This is a genomic window from Cedecea davisae DSM 4568 (assembly GCF_000412335.2).
In the GTDB taxonomy this organism is placed as follows: Bacteria; Pseudomonadota; Gammaproteobacteria; order Enterobacterales; family Enterobacteriaceae; genus Cedecea; species Cedecea davisae.
The window spans coordinates 2,579,150-2,605,309 of record NZ_KE161030.1 but is presented as its reverse complement, the minus strand read 5'-3'; the positions used below and the strand labels follow the sequence as shown (position 1 = coordinate 2,605,309).

The following is a 26,160-nucleotide window of genomic DNA, read 5'->3' as shown; positions in this document are numbered from 1 at the left end:
TCTTGTTGCAAACCTGCGAAGGTTTTAGCACTGTTACCCCGGTAAAATCCCTCCAATCTGGTTAAATCTTTCAATTGCTTAGGTCGTGCAAGGAGTGGTTGTGAAGAAGGGTATTCCGGCGTTAACCGGTAATTTTATCCAGTGGCGATTTGGGCTGCTGTGCGTAGCCATCACCGTGAGCCTGGTGTTTTTGCTCGGGCGTATTGCCTGGCTGCAAATCATCTCTCCGGATAATCTGGTTAAGCAGGAGGATATGCGCTCCCTGCGCGAAGAGCCGATTGACGTCCCTCGTGGCATGATTGAAGACCGCAACGGTAAACCTCTGGCGGTGAGTGTGCCGGTAGAAGCCGTGTGGGCTGACCCAAAAACGGTGATGGAGAAGGGCGGCGTGCTGGTGAACAGCCGCTGGCAGGCTCTGGCATCGGCGCTGCACGTTCCCCTCAGCGAAATTTCCGCCCGTATTCATAGCAACGAGCGCGGCCGCTTTATTTATCTGGCCCGCCAGCTCGATCCCCAGCAGGCTCACTATATTGATAAGCTCAATATTCCCGGTATTGCCCTGCGTGACGAGTCGCGGCGTTTTTATCCGGCCGGGCGCGTGGGGGCGAACCTGATTGGTTTCACCAATATCGACGACCAGGGCATTGAAGGGATTGAGAAAAGCTTTAATCAACAGCTGACCGGGAAAGAAGGCGAGCGCCTGGTGCGCAAAGATCGCTATGGTCATGTTGTGGAGAATATTACCGAAACGCCAGCCAGCCCGGCCCACAACATTATGCTCAGCATTGATGAGCGCCTGCAAACCGTCACCGAAGATGCGTTGAGCAACGCCGTTTCATGGAACAAAGCGGAGTCCGGCGCGGCGGTGGTCATCGATGTGCAAACCGGTGAAGTGCTGGCGATGGCAAATTATCCAACCTTCAACCCTAACAACCGCGATAACGCGAAGCTGGATGACTTCCGTAATCGTGCCATCAGCGATACCTTCGAACCCGGTTCGACGGTGAAACCTATGGTGGTAATGACCGCGCTCCAGCAGGGCATTGTCAGGCCGGACAGCGTTATCGACACGCATCCTTTCACCCTTGATGGCCACCATATCCGCGACGTGGGCTACTATCCGCAGTTGACTCTCACCGGCGTGCTGCAAAAATCGAGCGATACCGGCGTGTCTCGCCTTTCACTGGCGATGCCGATTCAGGATATCTGGGATACCTACCACAAATTCGGTTTTGGTGTACCAACCGCTATCGGGCTAACCGGTGAGAGCCGTGGCCTGCTGCCGGTGCGCCAGCGCTGGGGCCAACTGGACAGGGCAACTTTCGCCTTTGGCTACGGCCTGATGGTGACGCCGCTTCAACTGGCGCACGTCTACGCCACCATCGGCAGTTTCGGTATTTCGCGCCCGCTGTCGATAACGCGCGTCGATCCCCCGGTTGAAGGCAAAAGAGTGATGTCGGAAGAGATAGTTCACCAGGTCGAGCATATGATGGAAAGCGTTGCTCTTCCTGGCGGCGGCGGCGTCAAGGCCGCGGTTCATGGTTATCGTGTGGCGGTAAAAACCGGTACTGCCAAGAAAATCGGCCCTGACGGGAAGTATGTCGATCAGTACATCGCTTACACGGCGGGCGTGGCACCTGCCAGCAACCCGCGTTATGCCCTGGTGGTTGTCATTAACGACCCGTCAAACGGCAAATATTACGGCGGCGCGGTTTCTGCCCCGGTCTTTAGCCAGATCATGGGCGACGTATTGCGGCTGGAGAACATTGAGCCAGACGGCCTGCCCGCAGGCGACAACAGCATGATGGTGCTGAACAAAATAACCAACGATCGCGCGGCAATGTAGCGGTTTGGCAAACGGGGCGTTACACTTGCGCCCTTTATTGCCTCCGGAGTTTTTTATGTCCTGGCTTTGCCCGCTTTGTCATACCGTGCTTGCCAACAGCGCGAACAGCTATCGCTGCCCTCAGGGGCATCAATTTGATATCGCCAAAGAAGGCTATGTTAATTTGCTGCCCGTTCAGCATAAACGTTCGAAAGACCCCGGTGACAGCGGTGAAATGATGCAGGCGAGACGCGCCTTCCTGGATGCCGGGCATTACCAGCCATTACGTGACGCAATTTGTGGGATTTTAGCCGGAGTTAGGCCTGCTGCTTTGCTGGATATCGGCTGCGGTGAAGGTTATTACACCGCGGGCTTCGCTGATGTCGTCGCGGAGCAGGGCGGGGAAACCTGGGGGCTGGACGTATCAAAAGTCGCCATTCGCTATGCCGCTAAACGCTACCGGGACGTTCATTTCTGCGTGGCTTCAAGCCATCGTCTGCCTTTTGCCGACGAGAGTATGGACGCTATCGTGCGTATCTTTGCCCCCTGCAAACCGCAGGAGCTGGCGAGAGTGGTTAAAAGCGGAGGCGTGGTTATTACGGCAACACCCGGCCCGCGCCATTTGATGCAGCTAAAAGGGCTTATCTACCAGGATATCGTGCTGCACAGCGAGGAAGTTGAAGAAATGCCGGGCTTTACGCTACAGCAGACGCTTCAACCCGCCTGGCCGATGACCCTGAACGGTGATGAAGCGGCAGCCCTGCTGCAAATGACGCCGTTTGCCTGGCGCGCCCGCCCCGAAGTATGGGAGCAGCTCAAGGCCCAGGCGGCGTTTATCTGTGAAACGGATTTTGTTATTCGGGTCTGGCAGCGCGACTGATTAGCTAAACGCCGCGAAATGGCTGTACATAATCTGGCAGCCAATACCAATTAGCACGATACCGCCGAGGATCTCGGCACGTTTGCCGAGGATCGGCCCAATAAAGCGGCCAACCATCATGCCAAGGGTAGACATAATGGCGGTTGCGCAGCCGATGGCTAAAGCCGTTTGAATGATATTCACCTGAAGGAAGGCCAGGCCCACGCCGACGGCCATTGCATCAAGGCTGGTGGCAATGGCGGTAGTTACCAGTAGCCAGAATCCGTGACGGTGAATTTTGGGTGCGTCTTCCGGCCCCACGTTGCGGCAGCCTTCCAGTACCATACGCCCGCCGAGAAATACCAGCAGAATAAAGGCCACCCAATGGTTCCACTCAAGCACCACCTGGCTTGCCAGCAGGCCAAGCCCCCAGCCGATAAGCGGGGTAATGGCTTCAATGACGCCAAAGATAAGGCCGGTGCGAAGTGCTTCGGAAAATTTGGGTTTATGGAGCGTGGCGCCTTTACCAATGGAAGCCGCGAAAGCGTCCATGGACATGCCAAAAGCAAGAAGGATTGTTGCGGAGATATTCATCGGTGCGCCTCAGTTGGGATATCCATATACACGCAAACCATCCCCAACTTTACGATGGCGCGTGCCTATGGTCTCGCCTACTCAGAACTCTGAGGCGTACATGCCACGTTTATCTCTTAAGCGGATATAACGAGTATGTTGACATGTACATTTCCATCCAGCATGGAAATCGGCTACTCCCCAACGACGGGCGCAACCTTAACATATTTTTTTAAACTAAAACAATCTTTGAATTTTAATTTATCGACAATTAGTTGATAACGATTTTCATTTAAATGCAGATGCTAAAATAAAGTTAAAAATATAGACACACAAAGCTTATGAAATAGCCAAGGCTATGTTTTTAATGGTGAAAAATAACCCACAAATATAGACATTGCTATAATTTTAACTTATTGAGTTTTAACCATTAACTTGTAAATCTTCTCAAGGTCATCAATATTCTTTACCCGCACCAGTAAGCGCCGCTGCTCTAATTGCATCACCAGCACGCCATCTTCCGATAAATTCATCTCTTTAATACGGTTATATTCCACCCAAACATTGGCGAAGAAAAAACCATGGCTTTTGAACAATATCTTCGGCTGCCTTATCCACGACAGATAAATGGCCATCAGCGCCAGAGCAGATAATAACCATGTGGTCAGCGGGGTGCCCTGAGCGGTAACGTTGTTGTAGATAAGAATGCCAACCAGGAAAACGAAGATAGCGCTGTCGACGCGGTTGCGGCGCAGAAGAGGGATTTTCAGCAGGGTTTTACCTTTGAGCTTGTCCATTACAAACTCATCATAGATAGCAAAAGCCAGCAGCAGAGCGATAAAAACGACCAGTACGACATCCGTTAACGTCATGACACCTCCCGTTAGAGATAAAAAAACCGGGAGCGATATGCCCCCGGTTATTAAAAACCGATTACAGACCCAGCAGGCCGATAGCGTAACCGACAATACCGATGACGAAGAAGCCCATAATGATCCACAGCGCGTTGACCTTTTTGCGCAGCAGCCACATACAGGCGAAGGTCAGCAGCAGCGGCACCAGACCCGGCATCAGCTGGTCAAGGATTGTCTGCACGGTGGTCACTTTTACCGCCCCGGTCTGGTCGGTGATTTTCGACACCACCAGCGGGATGTTAACGTGGGTCCACTTGTTAACCAACGCCCCCATGACAAACAGGCCGAGGATTGACGCCCCTTCCGTCAGTTTTTGCAGGAAGCCACCGCCCATATCTTTAACGATATCGACACCTTTACGGTAGCCGTAGGCCACGCCGTAGTAGCGGGTCAGCAGGCGTACCGCGTTGAACAGGATAAAGAACAGCAGCGGGCCGAGCAGGCTGCCGCTCATCGCGATACCCGCGCCGAGGGCGGCGAATACCGGACGCACGGTGCCCCAGAAGATAGGGTCACCGACACCGGCCAGCGGCCCCATCAAACCGACTTTGATACCGTTGATGGCACCATCGTCGATCTCCGCGCCGTTGGCACGCTGTTCTTCCATCGCCAGCGTAACGCCCAGTACAGGGGCCGCAACGTAAGGGTGGGTGTTGAAGAACTCAAGGTGACGTTTAATCGCCTGGCGGCGCTCTTCGTTGTTTTCCGGGTACAAACGCTTGATAACCGGAACCATACAGAAGCAGAAGCCCAGCGCCTGCATACGTTCGAAGTTCCATGAACCCTGGAACAGGTTGGAACGCAGGAATACGCCACGGATATCGCTTTGCGTGATTTTCTTCTCAGTCGCTAATTTAGTGGTATCAACCATTTCGCTCACCTGTTAGTCCAGTTCGTTATCAAGATCGTTAGCGGCAGCGGCCTGTGGAGCACCCGCGCTACGGTTATATTTCGGGCTCAGCTGGATGTAGAGAATGGCCATCACTGCGCCAATCACGCCCAGCGCCACCAGGTTGAAGTTGGTGAACGCCGCGGTAACGAAACCGAGGTAGAAGAACGGCATCAGGTAGCCTGCGCGCATCATGTTGATGACCATCGCATAACCGACAACCACAATCATACCGCCGGCGATGTTCAGACCGCTGGTCACCACTTCAGGAATGGCGTTCAGCATGTTCTGGACTTCGCTGGTGCCTACGGAAATCGCCACGATAACCGCCGGAATAGCGATACGCATAGCCTGCAGGAACAGAGAGGAAACGTGGATCCAGGAAAGCGCCGTCAGGTTGCCGTTATTGGCTGCCTTATCCGCTGCGTGCTGGAAACCTACGGTGATAGTACGAACAATAATGGTCAGTACCTGGCCTGCCGCGGCAAGCGGAATAGCCAGTGCGATACCCGCCCCAATGCTTTGGTGACCGGCAATAACCAGGATGGTTGAGATAATAGATGCCAGAGCGGCATCGGGCGCTACGGCTGCACCGATGTTCATCCAGCCCAGGGCGATCATTTCCAGCGTACCGCCGATGATGATGCCGGTTTTCATGTCGCCGAGTACGGCGCCAATTAAGGTACAGGCGATAAGCGGACGGTGGAACTGAAATTCATCGAGCACCGACTCCATACCGGCGATACAGGCTACGACAAACACCAGCACAATCTGAAGAGTGGTAATCTCCATTGTACTTCTCCTATTGACGATGACTTATGTGTGAAATCTGAGCAATATAGTAAGTAATTAAAATCATTTAACTTTAGCGATCAGATCCATCATTTTCAGTTTTTGATCGGAAGAGACTTTACGCGCTTCAAGTTCGATACCGCGTTGGTTCAGTTTTTTGAAAGCTTCGATATCTTTTTCATCCACGGAAATAGCGTTATTCACCTGGGTTTTACCCTGGCGGAATGCCATGCCGCCGATATTGACGGAGGTGATTTTTACGCCGCCTTCCACGACGCGCTCAACATCGGTAGGGTTGGTAAACAGCAGCATCACGCGATCGCCTGCATATTTCGGGTTGTTGTAAACGCGGATCATCTTCGCCACGTCGACAACGTGCGCGGTTACGCCAGGAGGCGCGACCTGGGTCAGCAGCGTTTTACGAACCGTATCGGCCGCGACCTCATCGCTTACCACGATGATGCGGGTGACGTTGGTTTCTTTGGTCCAGCGGGTGGCGACCTGGCCATGAATCAGGCGGTCATCGATACGCGCGAGGCCAATATTCATGTAGTCATTTGGCCCCATGGGTTTAACCGGTGCGGCAGCTTTTGGCGCGGGAGCAGCTGGCGGAGCGGCTTTTTCCTGCACTTTAGCTTTCAGCGCCTTCACGCCTTCACGGCCCGTTTCTACCGCGTGGGCGACCAGGTCGTCGAAGGTTGGGTTGTCGTCGCGCGACATCAGCGTTTCTACCAGCATCGGGATGTTAACCCCGGCGACCACTTCGTAATGCTCTTTATCCACAACGATTCGGCTTGCCGCGTTAAACGGGCTGCCCCCCCAGGTATCCACGAGGAATAACACGCCTTTGCTGGTGTCGAGTTTCTCCAGCTGAGCGTTATATTTCTCGATTAGGGTTTCAGCATTTTCACCCGGGACGAAATCTATCCAGCCAACGTTTTCCTGTTCGCCCAATAGCATTTCGGCGGTTTTCAGCAATTGTTCCGCTGCCCAGCCATGTGTGCCTATGACAATAGCAATAGTCACTTGCTACCTCCTGTTTTTGTCATTACATCACCCCTTGAAGGGTGCGGTGGTGTTTCGGAGTCGCTCTTAGCGAATCGATTCAGATAACACGTTCAAAAAAGAACAAACCATTTGCCGGAATTATTTTAGACAGTGAAAAAATAATTTATGTGATGAAGATCCGTAATTTAACTTTGTTACGGATGCGAACAATTACGCTGTAAAATATGGTCAGCGTAAGTTGCAAAAAAATTGCAAAGAGAGGTAAATCTTTGCCAAAACCCGTTTTCCTTTGATAATGTTAGCGTCCGATTAATTTTCAGGAGTAGAGGGCAGTAGCCCACCGTATGGACCGTCACCGACGTCTTTTCACTGCCGGGATCGTTAAATCCCCCCATCTCAGAGGCGTTTCGCGCCCGAAAACACAGTTAATTAGCCACTTCGCGCCCTCATTTGACGGGATGCCGATTTGTCACATCACAACCAGGAGCCTGACATGGAATTGTTAATGGACCCGCAAATCTGGGTCGGTTTGCTTACGCTGGTGGTGCTGGAAATTGTGCTGGGTATCGACAACCTGGTCTTTATCGCCATTCTTGCGGATAAACTTCCGCCAAAGCAGCGCGATAAGGCGCGACTTATTGGCCTGTCGCTGGCGCTGTTTATGCGACTGGGGCTGCTGTCGCTGATCTCATGGATGGTGACCCTTACCCAGCCGCTGTTTAGCGTTGCGGACGTGACCTTCTCCGGGCGTGATTTAATTATGCTGGTGGGCGGTCTCTTCCTGTTGTTTAAGGCGACGACCGAGCTGCACGAGCGGCTTGAAAACCGCCAGCACGATGGTGGCCACGGTAAAGGCTACGCCAGCTTTTGGGTGGTGGTGCTGCAAATTGTGGTGCTGGATGCGGTCTTCTCCCTCGATGCGGTTATCACCGCCGTGGGTATGGTTAACCATCTGCCGGTGATGATGGCCGCGGTTGTCATTGCTATGGGCGTGATGCTGCTGGCGTCGAAGCCGCTGACCAACTTTGTGAACCAACATCCGACCGTGGTTGTGCTCTGTCTGAGCTTCCTGCTGATGATTGGTTTAAGCCTGGTCGCGGAAGGCTTTGGTTTCCATATTCCGAAAGGTTACCTGTACGCGGCAATTGGCTTCTCAATCATTATTGAGTTGTTTAACCAGATTGCGCGCCGCAACTTTATTCGCCATCAGTCCAACCTGCCGCTGCGTGCCCGTACGGCTGACGCGATTTTGCGCATGATGAGCGGCAAGCGTCAGGAACGTGTGCAGAATCGCGAAGACAGCAAAGCCATGACGCCAATCGAAGCGGAGTCCTTCGCTGAAGAAGAGCGCTACATGATAAACGGCGTGCTGACGCTGGCCTCTCGCTCCCTGCGCAGCATCATGACGCCGCGCGGTGAGATATCCTGGGTTGACGCCTCGAAAAGTATTCCTGAAATCCGTGCCCAGCTTCTGGAGTCACCGCACAGCCTCTTCCCCGTGTGCCGGGGCGAACTGGACGAAATTATCGGCATTGTGCGTGCCAAAGAGCTGCTGGTTGCTCTGGATGAAGGCGCTGATGTGGCGGCGATTGCCGCGCAGTCACCGGCTATTGTCGTGCCGGAAACGCTGGATCCGATCAACCTGCTCGGCGTACTGCGTCGCGCTCGCGGCAGCTTTGTTATCGTCAACGACGAATTTGGCGTGGTGCAGGGGCTGGTTACGCCTCTGGACGTACTGGAAGCCATCGCAGGGGAATTCCCGGATGCCGATGAGACGCCGGAAATCATTCGCGACGGAGACGGCTGGCTGGTAAAAGGTTCCACCGATCTGCACGCGTTGCAGCAGCGCCTGGACATTCCCCGACTGATCCATAACGAGGAGGATATTGCCTCTATCGCCGGTCTGGTTATCGCGGTGAATGGACACATCCCGAAACAGGGTGATGTGGTGGAAGTTCCGCCGCTGCGCATCCAAATCATTGAAGTGAATGATTATCGCGTTGATCTGGTGCGGGTGGAGAAAGAACGTTCTCCACACGAGGATGAAGAAGAGTAATTAGCCTTGAGGGAAGGCCGGAATAGTCCGGTCTTCGTGGCGAGGGGGCGGCGGCGAGTTGCCCTCGAGCCAACGGGCAAAATCCTGCAACGGCATTGGTTTCGCATATAAAAAACCCTGCAACACCGTCACGCCATTGCGGCGCAAATAGTCCGCCTGCTGCTGCGTCTCCACGCCTTCCGCCACTAAATCAATACCCAGCCTTTGCCCCAGAGCAATAATAATATCCGTTACCGTGGAGTTCACCGCGTCGGTACCGATGGCGGCGGTAAACGACTTGTCTATCTTCAGCACGTTTGGAATGAGCGTTTCGAGATAGGCCAGCGAGCTATGCCCGGTGCCGAAGTCGTCAATCGCCAGATCGATTCCCAACTGGTGCAGCTCATTCACTACGCGATGATCCATCTCCGGCAAGGCGTTTCGCTCGGTAAGCTCAAGAGTTAATTTTTGTATCGGGCGGGCTGGGAACCAATACCGTTTTAAATCATCGATAATCGCTCCGTCGTGGAAATGGCTGGCGGCGACGTTAAGCCCGATGTGGAACTGCGATGATTTTGGGAATAGGTCGAGGTTTTTCACCGCTTCGTCCAGAACAAAGCGGGTAAGTGGGGCGATCAGTTCCTGCTGCTCGGCTAGCGGAATAAAGACCTCAGGAGAAATCCAGCCCTGGCGCGGGTTATTCCAGCGTAATAGCAGCTCTACGCCAACACATTGCAAATCGCGCGCGCTGACGAGCGGCTGGCAAAATACTTCAAACTCGCGTGCGGCCAGGCCGAGATTTATCTCCCATGAAAAACTCATACGGTTAGCCGTAGCAAGCCAGGCGATGTAGCCCACCAGCAGGCTGAGGAGCAGCGCCAGCGGGAGTTGCCCCGGCAGGTTTTCGAGCGTCAGGCTATTTGGCGAAGGGCCAATTGCGGTGATTGAGTATGGGTAAAGGTGTGATGCCGTTCGGTGCATCACTTCTCCGTCGGCGAGCTTAATTTCGCCGTCCAGACCCGCACCGTATTCCAGATGCGAGTCTTCAACATTCAGCATCGCCCGGGTAACCCACGGGTGCTCGGGTTTGAGCACTAAACTGGTTAGCATCTGGATATTGACGATAAGCATCACGCCATCGGCCGTTTGGCCTGCCAGCGGCCGCCAGTAAATAAGCACCGGCGTCCCCTTCAGCAATGAGCTGTCACGCGATAGAAAAAGCAGCGGGGTAGTGGACGGCAGCCTGGCGTGCAGCTGGTGGATGGCAACGTTTCGCGAACCGTAAATACTGGAGCAATAAAGTATCCCGTCTTTAATTAGGCCGATGGCGCGTACCGTTTGCATTTTTGCCGCATGCTCGCGGATTTTTAACTGTGCGTCTTCGCAGCGGGATCCCACCATCTGCATCACGTCATCACTCACGGAATTTAGCGGCGAGAGGAGGGTATCAAGGGTAGTAATGATGCGCTGGTTAAACTGGGTGATTCGTTGCTCATTAAGATTGCGCTCGGTGACATACCTCACGCCAAGCGTGACCAGCAAAACCATAATGGCCAGTGTGGCACAGACAATAACTCGCCTGCGGCGATAGTCAGAAATAATCCTCTGTGCCGTTTGCATCCGTGTGTCCCTGGTGTTCGCCGCAATTTGTGATGCGTAACGTTATCATCAAAGTGTAGTGGGATATCAGGGTGGCAAAGAAATAAAGGGGGCGAAATGGGGAAAAAGCGCCGCTGAGGGAATGACGTGAGTACGGGTGGTAAAAGGCCCTCCCGAAAGGGAGGGCCTGGGGGATTAGTCGCACTGCACCTTAATCGCCAGACCGCCGCGGGAGGTTTCGCGGTATTTGGCGTTCATGTCTTTACCTGTTTCGTACATCGTCTCGATAACCTTATCGAGGGAAACGCGTGGGGCGCTGGTGCGGCGCATTGCCATACGCGTGGCGTTGATAGCCTTAACCGACGCAATGGCGTTACGTTCGATGCACGGCACCTGTACCTGCCCGGCAACAGGGTCGCAGGTCAGACCTAAGTTGTGCTCCATGCCAATTTCTGCCGCCACGCACACCTGCTCCGGGCTTGCGCCAAGCAGTTCCGCGAGGCCTGCGGCCGCCATTGAGCAGGCTACGCCGACTTCACCCTGGCAGCCCACTTCGGCACCGGAAATCGAAGCGTTCATTTTGTACAGCACGCCGATTGCGCCGGAGGCGAGGAAATAACGGGTCCAGGCGTCAGGTGTGACCGGTTCGATAAAGTGGTCGTAATAGGCCAGCACCGCAGGAACGATACCGCATGCACCGTTGGTCGGGGCTGTGACCACGCGGCCACCGGCGGCGTTTTCTTCGTTAACCGCCAGGGCAAACATGTTTACCCAGTCCACAACGTTCATCGGGTCGCTGGAGAGTTTATCGCTGGATACCAGCAGGCGACGCAGCGCAGAAGCACGACGCGGCACGCGCAGCGGGCCAGGCAGCACGCCTTCGGTGTTAACGCCGCGGTCGATACAGGCGCGCATGGTCTGCCAGATATTAGCGAAATAATCGTCAATCTCCTGGCGGCTGTGCAGCGCCAGTTCGTTCTGCATTATCATGCCGGAGAGCGAAAGGCCGGTCTCTTTACAGTGATCGAGCATTTCCTGCGCGGAGTTGAACGGATAAGGCACGCTGACTTCGTTTACCGAGTCCTTACCAAAATGCTCTTCATCAACGATAAAACCGCCGCCGATGGAGTAATAAGTTTTGCTGTAGATCTCTTTATCGCCGCTATAGGCGTGGATCTGCATGCCGTTTTCGTGCAGCGGCAGGTTGTCGCTGCGAAAGCGCATGCCGTTATCCTGCGGGAAGTCGACTTCATGGCGGCCTTGAGCAATCAGCAGGCGGCCACGGGCTTCGACATCGCGGATAAACGCGGGAATGGAGTCGATATCAACGTTGTCAGGCTGGTTACCGGCAAGGCCCATAATAATGGCGATATCGGTATGGTGGCCTTTACCCGTGAGGGAAAGGGAACCGTAGACGTCCACCGCAATGCGGGTGGTGGCGTCCAGCAATCCTTTTTCGACCAGGTCATCGACAAACTGTTTCCCGGCTTTCATCGGCCCGACGGTATGGGAGCTGGATGGCCCGATGCCGACTTTGAACATGTCGAATATACTAATCACTCTGGAACTCCTCTGATAGCACCCTGTTTCATGGAACATGATGCTTTGAAATGGCTATGCGCTAGTTTAAAAATTTATTGCTTCCACCAGGAAACTATTCACATGATTTAAACTAATGCTTAACGATAAACCACCTAATAGCAGGCAGTTTATGGCCTTTATGTCCTTTTAATATAGCCATTTTCAGCGATTTAAAGTGTCGCCTGGATCGCTCTCTACTTGTAAAGAAAGCTCGCGAATGATGCCCGCCGTCATACCCCAGACAAAATAGTGCTGATACCAGGAGAGCCAGACCCGGTGGGCATTGCCCCGGCGATGAATATCCAGCGGATGGTAGCGGCCCAGGCTAAGCGCTTCGGCCAGCGGCATCTCGAAAACCGCCGCAACTTCATCCTCGCTGGCGCGCCAGGGTAAATCGGGAGGGATAATGCCGACAATCGGCGTGACCTGGAAACCTGTTACGCTGTCTACCGGCGGGAGAATACCAATCACTTCAACCGCCTCCGGGGGAATGGCGACTTCTTCCTGTGCTTCTCGCAGCGCAGCGGCAATCAATGAACTATCGCTGGCGTCAACCGCGCCGCCCGGGAACGCAACCTGCCCGGCATGTTTACGCAGCATGATTGAACGCTGCGTAAGTAATAGCCCCGGCTGAGGACGACGCACAATCGGCACCAGCACCGCAGCCTGACGTTTATTGCTGACAGGCAGGGCAGCGGCCGGGCGCAGCAGTTGAAAACGAGCCAGGAAGTCATTCAGCGTCAGGGGCGAACCAGCCATGCATTATTTCTCCAGTAGGGGCAGGATGCGGTTAACTTTATCGAAGGTTTCCTGATATTCCGCCGCTTCGTTACTGTCGGCAACGATACCGCCTCCGGCAGAGCAGTATAATTTCCCGCCTTCTGCCGTGAGCGTACGGATGGTTATGCTGGTATCCATATTGCCGCAGAAGCTAATGTAGCCGATGCTGCCGCACCAGGCATTGCGGCGCTGCGGCTCAAGTTCCTCGATAATTTCCATCGCACGGACTTTTGGCGCCCCGGTAATGGACCCGCCGGGGAAAGTGGCCCTAAGCAAATCGCAGGCGCTAAGCGTAGCAGGAAGTTCGGCGATAATGGTGCTAACCAAATGGTGAACCGCAGGGAAGGGTTCAACCACGAACAGCTCCGGCACTTTCACGCTGCCCGGCACCGCCACGCGGCCAATATCGTTGCGCAGCAAATCGACAATCATCAGGTTTTCGGCGCGATCTTTTGGCGAGTTGGCCAGCCTGCGGGCCTGTTCTGCATCCGCGTCAGGACTGGGCAGGCGCGGCAACGTTCCTTTGATGGGACGAGTCTGAATTTGTTGACCTTCCAGCAGCACAAAGCGCTCCGGAGAAAGGCTAAGAATACAGCTTTCCGGCAGGCGTAAAAATGCGCTGAAAGGCGCTCCGTTTGCCAGGTTGAGCTTCTCAAAAGCCTGCCATTCGTCGCCCTCATAGCCAACGCTGAAGCGCTGGGCGAGGTTGACCTGGTAGCAGTCGCCGCTGCGTAAATATTCCTGAATCCGGCGGAATTTCACGCCGTATTCCTCGCGGGACATATTCGACTGCCATTCGCCGGTGAGGCGAAAAGGTTCGCCTGCCTCAGGCCCGGAGAGCGAGTTGAGCCACGCAAGCCTGCTGTCTATATCTCCCCAGCTTACCAGCGTCAGCCGCTGTAACTGGTGGTCGGCAATCAGCGCCCAGTCATAAATGCCCACCGCCATATCCGGCGTGCATAAGTCCTGCCCGGCGGATGTCGGCAGCTTTTCAAAGCGGCGGCCAAGATCGTAACCCAATAACCCCAGCGCGCCGCCGCAAAACGGAATATCCGGACGGGGCTGAGCCTTAAGTCCGAAACCGTCCAGAGTTTTTTGCAGCAGGGCGAGGGGGCAATCTTCGTGCGTCGTCGTGGTGCCATGCTGTTCAATAACGGTTTGCTGCCCGCGGGTCACCAGGGTGGCAAGCGGCTCTGCCACCATAATGTCAAAACGGTTATGCGGGTGGTCGGCAAAACCAGAATGCAGCATCATCGCCCACGGTTGATGAGCGAGGGGGCGAAAATAGTGTTGTACGGCGTCGGGTTGCCAGCAAAGTTCATGAAAAGCAGGAAACATCATAACTTTCATCTTGGTGGTGTAGGTGGATGCGGCGTAAAATGGCGGAGTGTGCAATGTAACAGGAGTTCAACATGATTTCAGGATTACCGGCACTTAGCCACGAACAGCAGCAGCAGGCTGTCGATCGTATTCACGAACTGATGGCCGATGGCATGAGCAGCGGCGAAGCTATCGCTCTTGTTGCCAGTGAAATCCGTGCCTCCCATACCGGCGGTAACGTCGTCGCACGTTTTGAAGACGAGGACGACGAAGAAGAAGACCCGCAGGACTAGCCGGGCCTCAACGGCTCTGCGTTACACTGCTGCGATGATTTTGATTTCCACTTTGTAACGCGGGTTCATCAATTTAGCCTGTACGGTGCAGCGTACCGGCGCCTGACCTGCCACCACCCACTCATCCCACGCTTTATTCATCGCAGCAAAATCCGCGCCGTCCGGCAGGAAAATGGTGGCATCGAGAATGCGCGTTTTGTCGCTCCCCAGTTCTGCCAGCAGGGTGTCTATCTGTTCCAGGGTATTGGCCGTCTGTTGGTAGGCGTCGGCATCGAGGTTTTCAGGTACGCCGGTGTAGTACAGGGTCTGGTTATGAATAACAGCATCAGACCAGCGGGCTTCAGGTTTTATACGCACAATACTCATGGCAACTCCTTAACAACAAACGATATGTGGTGCACAGCCTGCCACAATCCCGCTTTGGGTTCCACCGGCTTGCTGGATTAACCGGGCCGGGGCTGACATAATCACTGGCAATTTAACCAGGGGGTAACGTGACGGACGATTTTGCAGCAGACGGCCAACTGGCTACGGTGATCCCCGGCTTCAGGCCGCGAGAGGCCCAGCGCGAGATGGCGCAGGCGGTAAGCAAAGCAATTAAAGCCGGCAGCGAGCTGGTAGTCGAGGCGGGAACCGGGACGGGTAAAACCTACGCTTATCTTGCTCCCGCGCTGCGCTCTGGTAAAAAAGTCATTATCTCCACCGGGTCCAAGGCGTTACAGGATCAGCTGTTCTCCCGTGACCTGCCAACCATTTCGGGCGCGTTGAAATTCAACGGGCGCGTGGCGTTGCTGAAAGGCCGCTCCAACTATCTTTGCCTTGAAAGGCTTGAACAGCAGGCGCTGGCGGGGGGCGATCTCCCGGTACAGGCGCTAAGCGACGTTGTTCATCTGCGCAACTGGGCGATTGAAACCGTAGACGGCGATATCAGCACCTGCGGCTCGGTAGCCGAGGATTCCACCGTCTGGCCGATGGTCACCAGCACCAACGATAACTGCCTGGGGCAGGACTGCCCGCAGTATCAGGACTGCTTTGTGGTGAAGGCGCGCAAAAAAGCGATGGAAGCTGACGTAGTGGTGGTAAACCATCACCTCTATCTGGCCGATATGGTGGTGAAAGAGAGCGGTTTTGCGGAGCTTATCCCGCAAGCAGAAGTCACTATCTTCGATGAAGCGCACCAAATTCCTGATATCGCCAGCCAGTATTTTGGCCAGTCGATCTCCAGCCGCCAGCTTCTGGACCTTGCCAAAGATATCTCAATTGCCTACCGCACCGAGGTGCGTGACGCTCAGCAACTGCAAAAAAGCGCCGACAGCCTGGCGCAGCGTACCCAGGACTTCCGGCTCCAGCTCGGCGACCCCGGCTACCGGGGCAACCTGCGCGAGCTGCTGGCCGAACCTACCATTCAGCGTGCGCTGCTGCTGTTAGATGACGCGCTGGAGCTTTGCTACGATGTGGCGAAGCTCTCCCTTGGGCGCTCAGCGCTGCTGGATGCCGCCTTCGAGCGAGCGGTAGTTTACCGCGGGCGCATCAAGCGCCTGAAAGAGATTAACCAGCCGGGCTACAGCTACTGGTACGAATGCAACTCGCGCCATTTTACCCTCGCGTTAACGCCGCTTTCCGTCGCCGACAAGTTCAAAGAAGTGATTCGAGAGAAGTCCGGCTGCTGGATATTCACCTCGGCCACGCTGTCGGTGAATGACAAGATGAGCCATTTCACCGAGCGTCTGGGGATAGAAGAGGCGGAAACGCTGTTGCTGGCAAGCCCGTTTGATTATGCAAAGCAGGCGCTGCTGTGCGTCCCCCGAGGGCTGCCAACGCCAAACCAGCCGCACGGCGCTCGCCATCTGGCAAATCTGCTGCGCCCGCTTATCGAAGCCAACAACGGGCGCTGTTTTATGCTGTGTACCTCCCACGCGATGATGCGGGACCTTGCCGAGCAGTTCCGCGCGACCATGACGCTGCCGGTACTGTTGCAGGGCGAAACCAGTAAAGGGCAGCTGCTACAGCAGTTTGTGGAGGCCGGTAACGCTTTGCTGGTGGCGACCAGCAGCTTCTGGGAAGGCGTTGACGTAAGAGGCGACGCGCTCTCGCTGGTGATAATCGACAAACTGCCGTTTACCTCGCCGGAAGATCCGCTGCTTAAAGCGCGCATGGAAGACTGCCGCCTGCGCGGCGGCGAGCCGTTTGACGACGTCCAGCTACCGGATGCGGTTATCACGCTAAAACAGGGTGTTGGCCGCCTGATCCGCGACGTGGAAGACAGAGGCGTGCTGGTTATCTGCGACAACCGCCTTGTAATGCGTCCTTATGGCGCGGTTTTCCTCAATAGCCTGCCGCCGACGCCCCGCACGCGGGACATAAATCGGGCAGTTGAGTTCCTCAATGCCACAGCCCGGCAGTAATTTGTGCCAGGCTATGGTATGATGCGCGCCGTTTTTTGACCTTATCTCCGCCAGAGGTTGGCAAGTCCATGCGAATTTTAGCCATCGATACCGCAACAGAAGCTTGTTCTGTTGCCCTGCAAAACGACGCGGCGTCGTACGCCCATTTCGAACTCTGCCCGCGCGAGCATACTCAAAGAATTTTGCCAATGGTGCGGGACATCCTGAACCAGGGCGAAATTACTTTGTCTGATGTGGACGCACTCGCCTACGGGCGCGGCCCGGGGAGTTTTACCGGCGTGCGAATTGGTATTGGTATTGCGCAGGGACTGGCGCTGGGTGCCGAACTGCCGATGATTGGCGTATCTACGCTTGCCACAATGGCACAGGGTGCGTTCCGCCGTACCGGGGCGACCCGCGTGCTGGCGGCTATCGACGCCCGCATGGGTGAAGTTTACTGGGCCGAATATCAGCGAGACGAGCAGGGCGTCTGGCACGGTGAAGAAAGTGAAGCCGTGCTTAAGCCGGACGCCGTTGCCGCCCGGTTGAAACAACTCAGCGGGAGCTGGGCTACAGTCGGTACAGGCTGGCAGGCCTGGCCTGATATGGCTCAGGATAGCGGGCTTATATTGCAGGACGGTGAAACCACGCTGCCCGAAGCGGAAGATATGCTGCCGCTCGCGCTGCTGGCCTTCAACGCCGGGCAAACCGTCGCCGTTGAGCACGCCGAGCCGGTCTATCTGCGCAATGAAGTGACCTGGAAAAAGCTTCCCGGCAGAGAGTAATGCCCGCGCCCTGAACGGGGCAGAGGTAAGGAGATGAGGTATGGCTGTTCGTAATGTTAAAAAGTGCAGTTGGCTGCTTGCCGCCACGGCAGCGCTGGTTTTAAGCGGCTGCGTTAGCGTGCCGGATGCCATTAAAGGGACTTCCGCGACGCCTCAGCAAGATTTGACGGCGGTAATGAGCGCTCCAAATCTTTATGTAGGGCAGGAAGCTCGCTTCGGTGGTCGGGTGGTCAATGTGGATAATCTGAAGGGGAAAACCCGTCTGGAGATTGCCACCGTTAGCCTGGATGAAGGTGCCCGGCCGGCCCTGAACGAGCCTTCTCATGGCCGCATTTATGCGGACGTGAACGGTTTCCTCGATCCGGTAGACTTCCGAAACCAGCTGGTGACCGTAGTTGGGCCGATTACCGGCACCACCGAGGGGAAAATCGGCCAGACGCCTTATAAGTTTATGACCATGCAGGCCATCGGCTATAAACGCTGGAACGTTACCCAGCAGGTGGTGATGCCGCCGCAGCCAATTGACCCGTGGTTCTGGGGCGGGCCTTACCCGTACCGCGGCCACTACGGCATGTGGGGCGGATGGTATAACCCGGGGCCCGCACAGGTGCAAACCGTTGTAACCGAATAATCTGTTGTTTTAAAAATACTTTCAAACAGCGGCCTGGCCGCTGTTTGTTTTTATCCAGGACGGATGAAAAAATTTAGTGATGCGCTTCGCAACCTTTAATCAGGCTAATTAATAAACTGGTACGCTGAGTTAATATTATGTTAACGAAATGTGTGTTGCCTGGGGTTGTGATGACGACAAATAATAATTTCAGAGGTGGATCCTTGAATAAGGTTTGGCTTAACCGCTACCCGGCCGACGTTGCGGCTGAAATAAATCCCGATCGCTATCAATCCCTGGTTGATATGTTTGAGCAGGCCGTGACTCGCTATGCCGATAAGCCCGCCTTTATCAATATGGGTGAGGTGATGACCTTCCGTAAACTGGAAGAGCGCAGCCGGGCATTTGCCGCTTACTTGCAGCAGGGGCTGGGTCTTAAGAAAGGCGACCGCGTAGCGCTGATGATGCCAAACCTGCTGCAATATCCGGTGGCGCTATTTGGTATTTTACGTGCCGGAATGGTGGTGGTTAACGTTAACCCGCTTTATACCCCGCGCGAGCTGGAGCACCAGCTGAACGACAGCGGCGCCAGCGCTATCGTTATAGTGTCGAACTTTGCCCACACGCTGGAAAAAGTTGTCGAAAAAACGCAGGTTAAGCATGTGATCCTGACCCGGCTTGGCGATCAAATCTCCGGGGCAAAAGGCACGCTGGTTAACTTTGTGGTGAAGTACATTAAGCGTCTGGTGCCAAAATACCATCTGCCACACGCTATTTCCTTCCGCCGGGCGCTGCAAAGCGGCTACCGCATGCAGTACATCAAGCCTGAGATCCTCAATGACGATCTTGCCTTCCTGCAATATACCGGCGGCACCACCGGCGTGGCGAAGGGCGCAATGCTTACCCACCGCAACATGCTGGCGAACCTCGAACAGGTGAGGGCGGCATACAGCCCGCTGCTGCACGAAGGCAAGGAGCTGGTGGTGACCCCGCTGCCGCTGTACCACATCTTTGCTCTGACCATTAACTGCCTGCTGTTTATCGACATCGGCGGGCAAAACCTGCTAATCACCAACCCGCGTGATATTCCGGGCCTGGTGAAGGAGCTGGCGAAATATCCGTTCACCGCCATGACCGGCGTAAACACGCTCTTTAACGCGCTGCTGAATAATAAAGACTTCCAGCAGCTCGACTTCTCCAGCCTGCATCTTTCGGCAGGCGGCGGGATGCCGGTTCAACATGCCGTTGCCGAGCGCTGGGAAAAGCTTACCGGCCGTTACCTGCTTGAAGGCTACGGGCTGACGGAGTGCGCGCCTCTGGTCAGCGCAAACCCGCACGACATTGATTACCACAGCGGCTCTATCGGCCTGCCCGTGCCGTCAACCGACGTGAAGCTCATTGATGATGAAGGCAACGAAGTGCCGACGGGCGAACCTGGCGAACTGTGCGTTAAAGGCCCGCAGGTGATGCTTGGCTACTGGCAGCGCCCTAAAGAGACCGATGAGATCCTCAAGGATGGCTGGCTGCGCACCGGCGATATTGCGGTAATGAACGACGAAGGTTTTATGAACATCGTTGACCGCAAAAAAGACATGATCCTCGTTTCCGGATTTAACGTTTATCCAAACGAAATCGAAGATGTGGTGATGCAGAACGAAGGCGTGCTGGAAGTTGCGGCCGTGGGCGTTCCTGCTGGCGTTAGCGGCGAAAACGTAAAAATCTTCGTGGTGAAGAAAGATCCGGCCCTGACCGAAGAGGCGCTGATTGCCTTCTGCCGCCGCCAACTGACCGGCTATAAGGTGCCGAAACTGGTAGAATTCCGCACGGAACTGCCTAAATCTAACGTCGGGAAGATTTTACGACGAGAACTACGTGACGAAGCGAGCAAGACAGGCAACAATAACGTCTGAGCTCCAAGTCACTCGTCCTGATGCCGGTTCGCCGGCATTTTTTATGGGCGCAACCTAAGAGAACTGAATTTGACCTACCAGATGATTACTACCGATGAAGGACTGGCCGCCGTCTGCCAGGCCGCTCGTCAGTTCCCCGCGCTGGCGCTGGACACCGAATTTGTCCGCACCCGTACTTATTACCCGCAGCTGGGCCTGATCCAACTCTATGACGGCCAGCAGGCCTCGTTGATAGACCCGCTAGCCATTAGCGACTGGTCGCCGTTTAAAGCGCTTCTGCAGGATCCCGATACGGTTAAATACCTGCACGCCGGTAGCGAAGATCTCGAAGTCTTCCTGAACGCTTTTGGCATGTTGCCGGATCCGTTTATCGATACCCAAATTCTTGCATCATTCACCGGGCGCCCGCTCTCCTGCGGCTTCGCTACCATCGTTGAGTCATATACCGGCATCGCGCTGGACAAAAGCGAATCCCGCACCGACTGGCTGGCACGCCCGCTGACCGAGCGCCAGTGTGAATATGCCGCAGCGGACGTGCTTTACCTGCTGCCGATCGCGCAAAAGCTGATGGCAGAAACCGAAGCGGCAGGCTGGATGAGCGCGGCTCTGGATGAATGCCGCCTGATGTGTACTCGCCGTCGCGATCAGCTGGATCCGGAAGAGGCATGGCGCGAAATTAGCAACGCGTGGCAGCTGCGCACTCGCCAGCTTGCCTGCCTCAAAAAGCTGGCGGCCTGGCGTCTGCGTAAGGCGCGCGAGCGTGATATGGCGGTCAACTTCGTGGTACGCGAGGAAAATCTCTGGCAGGTTGCGCGTTATATGCCTGGCTCGCTCGGAGAGCTGGACGCTTTGGGCCTTAGCGGCAGCGAAATCCGCTTCCACGGTAAAGCGCTGGTGGCGATGGTAGCCGAAGCTCAGGCGTTGCCTGAGAGTGAATTGCCGGAGCCGTTACAAAATCTGGTAGATATGCCGGGTTACCGCCGGGTATTTAAAGCTATCAAGGCGCTGGTGCAGGAAGTTAGCGAAGCAAAAGGGCTTAGCGCCGAGCTGCTGGCTTCACGCCGCCAAATAAACCAGCTGCTGAACTGGCACTGGAAATTGAAGCCACAGGCCGTTGAGCCGGAATTAATTAGCGGCTGGCGCGCTGAATTAATGGCCGAAGCGTTAACAAAACTGCTGGCTGATTATTAAGAAAGTCTCGTCACCTGGAAATAATCACAGTATTATTTTCAGGTCGAAATATATTGGCAGGGTGTTGCTAAGAAAGATCTTAATAAGATTTTAGCGATCTCTGAAAAATAAAACCCCCTGACAAATGCAGGGGGTTTTTTAATTCAGGCAGACTTGCTTGCTTCTTCCGCTTCCGGCAGCGTAACGTTCAGCTCCAGGATCGAAATATCACCGTCCCTTTGTTCCAGCTGTACGCTGACCATTTCCGGGTCGATCTGCACGTATTTACAAATCACCTCAAGAATATCTTTGCGTAGCTGAGGCAGGTAGTGCGGCTCTGCATCACTACGACGGCGCTCGGCCACGATAATCTGTAAACGCTCTTTGGCGATGTTGGCGGTGTTCTTTTTTCGTGACAGAAAAAAGTCGAGTAATGCCATAACTTATCCTCCGAACAGGCGTTTCAGGAAACCCTTCTTCTCTTCTTCAATGAAGCGGAAAGGGCGTTCTTCTCCGAGCAGGCGTTCAACGGTATCTGAGTAGGCTTTACCCGCATCAGACTCGGCGTCAAGAATAACCGGCTCGCCCTGGTTAGACGCGCGCAGCACCGACTGGTCTTCCGGGATAACCCCAACCAGCGGAATACGCAGAATTTCAAGCACATCTTCCATGCTCAACATGTCGCCTCTGCTGACGCGGCCCGGGTTGTAACGGGTTAACAGCAGGTGCTCTTTAATCGGATCTTCACCGTTTTCAGCGCGACGGGATTTGGAAGAAAGGATGCCGAGAATACGGTCTGAGTCACGCACCGAGGAGACTTCCGGGTTGGTGGTGATAACAGCTTCATCTGCAAAATAGAGCGCCATCAGCGCACCGGTTTCGATGCCTGCCGGGGAATCACAAACGATAAACTCGAAGTCCATGTTTTTCAGGTCTTCCAGCACTTTGGCCACGCCTTCGCGGGTCAGTGCGTCTTTATCGCGGGTTTGTGAAGCAGGCAGGATATAAAGCTGTTCGGTACGTTTATCGCGGATCAGCGCCTGGTTAAGCGTCGCGTCACCCTGAATAACGTTAACGAAGTCGTACACCACGCGGCGCTCACAACCCATAATCAGGTCGAGGTTACGCAGGCCGATGTCGAAATCGATAACCACGGTTTTTCTTCCCTTTTGGGCCAAACCCGTAGCGATGGCCGCGCTGGACGTGGTCTTACCGACGCCCCCTTTACCCGATGTAACAACAATAATGCGTGCCATAAAGGATTTCCTTGTTAAAAGGGCTTAATTCAAAGGTTGAACGGAAAGTGCGCCACCCGCCAGGCTAAGGCGGGCCGCTTTTCCATAATAATCGGCTGGGATCTGCTCACTCAGCCAGTATTCGCCCGCTATAGAGACCAGCTCTGCTACCAGGTTAGTACAAAATATTTGTGCATCACGTTCGCCGCTGGCACCGGCCAGCGCACGGCCACGCATCACGCCGTAGATATGAATATTACCATCTGCTATCAGTTCTGCACCGGCGCTAACATGATTGGTCACAATCAGGTCACAGTTTGGCGCATAAATGCGCTGCCCGGAACGCACGGGGGCATCAATTAAGCGTGTTTTTGTGACAGGGGTAACAGTTGGCGCAGCGACCACCACCGGCTCAGCGGGGGCGGCCTTTGGCGTTCTGACAACCTTTTCTTTCCCTTCACTTAACAATGGCAGGCCAGCCCGCTCGATTTCGGCTTTTAAGGCCTCATCTTTACAGCCGCTGATCCCCACCACGCGCAGGCCGGTGGAAGTCACGGCCTGCTGTACTTTTTTCCAGTTGACGGAACCATCGAGGCTGGCGACGTTAACCACTACCGGGGCATTTTTTAAAAACGCCGGCGCCTGGGCGATTTTGTCTTCCAGAGCCTGGCGAATAACCTCGGGTTGTGCATCATGCAAATGAACCACAGATAAGGTAAAACTGCTGCCCTTTAACTCGATTGGCGTGTTTGACATCCTGGCCTTACTCAATTCAGTTTCAATCCCCACAATTGTGGGACGATATTCCGAAGTACACCAGGCATGTTATAGTCCAGCTTATATTCAGGCAAGCCACAAGCTGGCGAAAATAGAGTAAAAAAAATGTTTTGTGTGATCTACAGAAGTACCAAACGTGACCAGACTTATCTTTATGTCGAAAAAAAGGACGATTTCTCCCGCGTGCCGGAAGAACTGATGAAAGGCTTTGGTAAACCCGTGCTGTCGATGCTGCTGCCGCTGGATGGCAGTAAGAAACTGGTTAACGCCGATCTTGAAAAAGTTAAACAGGCACTGGAAAGTGAAGGTTATTATTTGCAGCTGCCGCCGCCGATTGAAAGTTTGCTGACAATGCACCTGGAAAATAGTCCTAAAAAATAAAATTCGGACTGCCGGTAAATCTTTTCCGGGCATTAAGCATGAAGATGTGTAAAACAAATAATCGCGGGAAGGATGATGAAAACTTCGGCATTTTGTTTGACCCTCAGCGCCTTAATGCTTGCCAGTTGTTACGGCCAAACGTCTAAAGCAGAGGCGGCACCCGCCGCCTCCGCGACTCCTCAGGCAAAAGCATCTCCCGCGCCGTCCGTTACCACACTGGCCGAACAGGGGCGCGACCCCGCTGAATTCCCGGCCTTTGTAGCAAAACTAAAAACCGAAGCCAAAGCTCAGGGGATCGGTAATGCCACCCTGAAGTCGGCCTTTGCCCATATTCATTTTGTTGACCGGGTAATTAAATCCGACCGTAATCAGCTGGAGAAGAAAATAACTCTTGATGATTACCTGAAGCGGGTTATTACTCCGGCAAAAATAAAGCAGGCGCGAAGCCTGGCGTTACAGCACCGTGAAGAGCTTGCCAGAGTCAGCGCCAGAAGCGGCGTACAGAGTAACTACATTGTCGCGTTATGGGCGATGGAAAGTCACTTTGGCAAGCTTCAGGGCAAAGAGGATGTTATCTCCGCCCTGGCAACGCTGGCTTTTGAAGGTCGACGCGAGGCATTTTTCACTAAAGAATTGATAGCCGCTCTAAAAATTATTCAGCGTGGCGATATTAGCGCGGAGCAGATGAAAGGTTCATGGGCCGGGGCGATGGGGCAAAACCAGTTTATGCCCAGCTCCCTGCTGCGCTATGGCAAAGACGGCGACGGAGACGGCAAGATTGATATCTGGAACAACACCAGCGACGTTTTTGCCTCCACGGCCAACTATCTGGCGACCGAAGGATGGCGCTCTGGAGGCAACTGGGGATTTGAAGTCAGGCTTCCCTCCGGTTTTAACAGCGCGCTGGCGGGAACCCGGCCGGGGCAGGGGAAAACCGTAGCCCGCTGGCAAAAACTGGGGGTAACGCTGCCGGGCGGTTTAATGCTGCCTGCCTCCTCGCAAAAAGGCTGGCTGGTGACGCCGGATGATAGCCAGGGGCGAACGTTTCTGGTGTTCAACAACTTCCGCACTCTGATGCACTGGAATCGCTCTTATTACTTCGCCATCAGCATCGGCAAGATGGCGGACGCGATTGCTAAATAAGCTACGGTTAGAAACACTTCCCCGGTATTCACCGGGGATTTTTTTATCTAGTATCAAGCTGAGTTAACACAAACGACGCAGAGGAAAGGCATGTATCAACATCATAACTGGCAGGGTGCGCTGCTGGATTTTCCGGTTAATAAAGTAGTCTGTGTTGGCAGCAACTATGCCAAACATATTAAAGAAATGGGCAGTGCAACCCCGGACGAACCGGTGGTGTTTATCAAACCTGAAAGCGCGCTGTGCGACATCCGCCAGCCGCTGGCGCTGCCGCATGACTTTGGTTCAGTGCATCACGAGGTTGAGCTGGCAGTTTTGATTGGTTCGACCCTGAAACAGGCGAGTGAAGAGCATGTGCGCAAAGCGATTGCCGGTTATGGCGTCGCGCTGGATCTCACTTTGCGCGAGCTGCAGGCCAAAATGAAGAAGGCAGGCCAGCCGTGGGAAAAAGCCAAGGGCTTTGATAACTCATGCCCAATTTCCGGTTTTATTCCGGCCGCGCAATTCACTCACGATCCGCAAAATACGCCGCTTGAGCTGAAAATTAACGGTGAAGTACGCCAGCAGGGCAATACCGAAGACATGATCCACAAGATAGTGCCGCTTATTGCCTATATGAGCAAATTCTTCACCCTGCGCGCCGGAGACGTTATCCTCACCGGGACGCCGGAAGGTGTTGGCCCGCTAAACAGCGGCGACGAGCTGGAAGTCTGCTTTGCCGGACATGCTCTGACGACGCGCGTGCTGTAAACAATTTGCCGCTTCAGGGCGGCAAAACTTGCATCCGGGTGTCAGACTGTTTATAAGGTGCAGCTTAATTTTTAAATGCAGGAACCGCTATGACACCCACTCCCTTCTGGCAAAGTAAAACTCTCGACGAAATGAGCGACGCCGAGTGGGAATCACTGTGCGATGGCTGCGGCCAGTGTTGCCTGCATAAGCTGATGGACGAAGATACCGACGAAATTTATTTCACCAACGTCGCCTGTAAGCAGCTCAACATCAAAACCTGTCAGTGCAAAAATTACGTCCGCCGCTTTGAATATGAGCCGGACTGCATCAAGCTCACGCGTGACAATCTGCCGACCTTTGAGTGGCTGCCGCATACCTGCGCTTACCGCCTGCTGGCCGAAGGAAAACCGCTGCCTGAGTGGCACCCGCTGATTACCGGCTCAAAGGCTGCAATGCACGGCGAGCGTATTTCTGTACGCCATATCGCAGTGAAAGAGTCCGAAGTTCGCGACTGGCAGGACCATATCCTGAACAAGCCCGAGTGGGCTGATTGATAGCCCGCTTC

The 26,160-nt window shown here is 54.6% G+C and carries 26 protein-coding genes and 1 riboswitch; of the genes, 13 read left to right on the top strand and 13 right to left on the bottom strand.

The genetic code is table 11. The features are described 5' to 3' along the window. Positions 1–100: 100 nt before the first annotated feature. Both ftsI and rlmA read left to right on the top strand, forming a co-directional pair. Positions 101–1,846 (top strand): peptidoglycan glycosyltransferase FtsI, encoded by a 1,746-nt coding sequence (gene ftsI, locus HMPREF0201_RS11815; protein ID WP_039898333.1) that lies wholly within the window; start codon positions 101–103, stop codon positions 1,844–1,846. Between the two features lie 55 nt (positions 1,847–1,901). Further along, positions 1,902–2,705, top strand: coding sequence for a 23S rRNA (guanine(745)-N(1))-methyltransferase (gene rlmA, locus HMPREF0201_RS11810; protein ID WP_039898332.1), 804 nt, complete (start codon positions 1,902–1,904; stop codon positions 2,703–2,705). On the opposite strand, the gene mntP is transcribed toward rlmA, so the two are convergent. The 5 genes from mntP to manX form a co-directional block, all read right to left on the bottom strand. After that, the gene (mntP, locus tag HMPREF0201_RS11805; RefSeq protein WP_016536900.1) at positions 2,706–3,278 is read right to left on the bottom strand and encodes a manganese efflux pump MntP; all 573 of its coding nucleotides are present in this window, start codon (positions 3,276–3,278) and stop codon (positions 2,706–2,708) included. It abuts the gene before it with no gap. A 6-nt stretch (positions 3,279–3,284) separates the two neighbouring features. Next, a riboswitch (yybP-ykoY riboswitch) is annotated at positions 3,285–3,472 on the bottom strand. Between the two features lie 198 nt (positions 3,473–3,670). Continuing rightward, positions 3,671–4,129: a DUF986 family protein gene (locus tag HMPREF0201_RS11800; RefSeq protein WP_016536898.1), complete on the bottom strand. Its 459-nt coding sequence runs from the start codon at positions 4,127–4,129 to the stop codon at positions 3,671–3,673. Positions 4,130–4,190: 61 nt separating this feature from the next. Then, complete coding sequence (locus HMPREF0201_RS11795) at positions 4,191–5,042, bottom strand: PTS mannose transporter subunit IID (RefSeq protein WP_016536897.1); 852 nt, start codon at positions 5,040–5,042, stop codon at positions 4,191–4,193. A gap of 12 nt (positions 5,043–5,054) precedes the next feature. Next, positions 5,055–5,852: a PTS mannose/fructose/sorbose transporter subunit IIC gene (locus HMPREF0201_RS11790; protein WP_016536896.1), complete on the bottom strand. Its 798-nt coding sequence runs from the start codon at positions 5,850–5,852 to the stop codon at positions 5,055–5,057. Between the two features lie 63 nt (positions 5,853–5,915). Continuing rightward, positions 5,916–6,878 carry a PTS mannose transporter subunit IIAB gene (gene manX, locus HMPREF0201_RS11785; protein ID WP_016536895.1) on the bottom strand — a complete coding sequence of 321 codons (963 nt, stop codon included), beginning with the start codon at positions 6,876–6,878 and terminating at the stop codon, positions 5,916–5,918. 475 nt (positions 6,879–7,353) lie between these two features. On the opposite strand from manX, the gene yoaE reads away from it, so the two are divergent. Beyond that, positions 7,354–8,916 (top strand): CNNM family cation transport protein YoaE, encoded by a 1,563-nt coding sequence (gene yoaE, locus HMPREF0201_RS11780; protein WP_016536893.1) that lies wholly within the window; start codon positions 7,354–7,356, stop codon positions 8,914–8,916. Here the strand turns inward: yoaE and HMPREF0201_RS11775 are convergent, their stop codons facing one another. The 4 genes from HMPREF0201_RS11775 to pabB all read right to left on the bottom strand — a co-directional run bounded on the left by HMPREF0201_RS11775 (position 8,917) and on the right by pabB (position 14,196). Then, positions 8,917–10,515 carry an EAL domain-containing protein gene (locus HMPREF0201_RS11775; RefSeq protein WP_016536892.1) on the bottom strand — a complete coding sequence of 533 codons (1,599 nt, stop codon included), beginning with the start codon at positions 10,513–10,515 and terminating at the stop codon, positions 8,917–8,919. Between the two features lie 174 nt (positions 10,516–10,689). Further along, the gene (sdaA, locus tag HMPREF0201_RS11770) at positions 10,690–12,054 is read right to left on the bottom strand and encodes an L-serine ammonia-lyase (protein WP_039898330.1); all 1,365 of its coding nucleotides are present in this window, start codon (positions 12,052–12,054) and stop codon (positions 10,690–10,692) included. A gap of 183 nt (positions 12,055–12,237) precedes the next feature. Beyond that, positions 12,238–12,834: a CoA pyrophosphatase gene (locus tag HMPREF0201_RS11765; protein ID WP_016536890.1), complete on the bottom strand. Its 597-nt coding sequence runs from the start codon at positions 12,832–12,834 to the stop codon at positions 12,238–12,240. A gap of 3 nt (positions 12,835–12,837) precedes the next feature. Further along, complete coding sequence (gene pabB / locus HMPREF0201_RS11760; RefSeq protein ID WP_039898329.1) at positions 12,838–14,196, bottom strand: aminodeoxychorismate synthase component 1; 1,359 nt, start codon at positions 14,194–14,196, stop codon at positions 12,838–12,840. Positions 14,197–14,267: 71 nt separating this feature from the next. Here pabB and HMPREF0201_RS11755 point away from each other — a divergent pair, with 71 nt between their 5' ends. Next, entirely contained in the window at positions 14,268–14,468 is a 201-nt protein-coding gene (locus HMPREF0201_RS11755) for a YoaH family protein (protein WP_016536888.1), read from the top strand. 21 nt (positions 14,469–14,489) lie between these two features. Here the strand turns inward: HMPREF0201_RS11755 and HMPREF0201_RS11750 are convergent, their stop codons facing one another. Beyond that, positions 14,490–14,834, bottom strand: a complete 345-nt coding sequence (locus tag HMPREF0201_RS11750) for a RidA family protein (protein WP_016536887.1) — start codon at positions 14,832–14,834, stop codon at positions 14,490–14,492. 128 nt (positions 14,835–14,962) lie between these two features. On the opposite strand from HMPREF0201_RS11750, the gene yoaA reads away from it, so the two are divergent. From yoaA to rnd, 5 genes are all read left to right on the top strand, one after another. After that, a complete protein-coding gene (gene yoaA, locus HMPREF0201_RS11745) occupies positions 14,963–16,873 on the top strand; it encodes a DNA repair helicase YoaA (protein WP_016536886.1) in 1,911 nt (636 codons plus the stop codon). A 68-nt stretch (positions 16,874–16,941) separates the two neighbouring features. Then, positions 16,942–17,637 (top strand): tRNA (adenosine(37)-N6)-threonylcarbamoyltransferase complex dimerization subunit type 1 TsaB, encoded by a 696-nt coding sequence (gene tsaB, locus HMPREF0201_RS11740; protein ID WP_016536885.1) that lies wholly within the window; start codon positions 16,942–16,944, stop codon positions 17,635–17,637. 40 nt (positions 17,638–17,677) lie between these two features. After that, on the top strand, positions 17,678–18,268 hold the full coding sequence (locus HMPREF0201_RS11735; RefSeq protein ID WP_016536884.1) for a Slp family lipoprotein: 591 nt from the start codon (positions 17,678–17,680) through the stop codon (positions 18,266–18,268). A gap of 203 nt (positions 18,269–18,471) precedes the next feature. Then, entirely contained in the window at positions 18,472–20,157 is a 1,686-nt protein-coding gene (gene fadD, locus HMPREF0201_RS11730; protein WP_147293949.1) for a long-chain-fatty-acid--CoA ligase FadD, read from the top strand. 69 nt (positions 20,158–20,226) lie between these two features. Further along, positions 20,227–21,348, top strand: coding sequence for a ribonuclease D (gene rnd / locus HMPREF0201_RS11725; protein ID WP_115586359.1), 1,122 nt, complete (start codon positions 20,227–20,229; stop codon positions 21,346–21,348). Positions 21,349–21,491: 143 nt separating this feature from the next. Here rnd and minE read toward each other — a convergent pair whose 3' ends face one another. The 3 genes from minE to minC are packed head-to-tail and all read right to left on the bottom strand — an operon-like array spanning position 21,492 to position 23,318. Further along, the gene (gene minE, locus HMPREF0201_RS11720) at positions 21,492–21,767 is read right to left on the bottom strand and encodes a cell division topological specificity factor MinE (RefSeq protein ID WP_016536881.1); all 276 of its coding nucleotides are present in this window, start codon (positions 21,765–21,767) and stop codon (positions 21,492–21,494) included. A 3-nt stretch (positions 21,768–21,770) separates the two neighbouring features. Then, positions 21,771–22,583 (bottom strand): septum site-determining protein MinD, encoded by an 813-nt coding sequence (gene minD, locus HMPREF0201_RS11715; protein ID WP_016536880.1) that lies wholly within the window; start codon positions 22,581–22,583, stop codon positions 21,771–21,773. A gap of 24 nt (positions 22,584–22,607) precedes the next feature. Continuing rightward, on the bottom strand, positions 22,608–23,318 hold the full coding sequence (minC, locus tag HMPREF0201_RS11710; RefSeq protein ID WP_039898325.1) for a septum site-determining protein MinC: 711 nt from the start codon (positions 23,316–23,318) through the stop codon (positions 22,608–22,610). A gap of 126 nt (positions 23,319–23,444) precedes the next feature. Here minC and HMPREF0201_RS11705 point away from each other — a divergent pair, with 126 nt between their 5' ends. The 4 genes from HMPREF0201_RS11705 (at position 23,445) to HMPREF0201_RS11690 (ending at position 26,149) form a co-directional block, all read left to right on the top strand. Further along, on the top strand, positions 23,445–23,720 hold the full coding sequence (locus tag HMPREF0201_RS11705) for a YcgL domain-containing protein (protein ID WP_016536878.1): 276 nt from the start codon (positions 23,445–23,447) through the stop codon (positions 23,718–23,720). 75 nt (positions 23,721–23,795) lie between these two features. Next, positions 23,796–24,863 carry a lytic murein transglycosylase gene (locus tag HMPREF0201_RS11700; RefSeq protein WP_039898324.1) on the top strand — a complete coding sequence of 356 codons (1,068 nt, stop codon included), beginning with the start codon at positions 23,796–23,798 and terminating at the stop codon, positions 24,861–24,863. Between the two features lie 90 nt (positions 24,864–24,953). Then, the gene (locus HMPREF0201_RS11695) at positions 24,954–25,613 is read left to right on the top strand and encodes a fumarylacetoacetate hydrolase family protein (protein ID WP_016536876.1); all 660 of its coding nucleotides are present in this window, start codon (positions 24,954–24,956) and stop codon (positions 25,611–25,613) included. An 89-nt stretch (positions 25,614–25,702) separates the two neighbouring features. Then, positions 25,703–26,149 carry a YcgN family cysteine cluster protein gene (locus HMPREF0201_RS11690; protein ID WP_016536875.1) on the top strand — a complete coding sequence of 149 codons (447 nt, stop codon included), beginning with the start codon at positions 25,703–25,705 and terminating at the stop codon, positions 26,147–26,149. Positions 26,150–26,160: the final 11 nt, after the last annotated feature.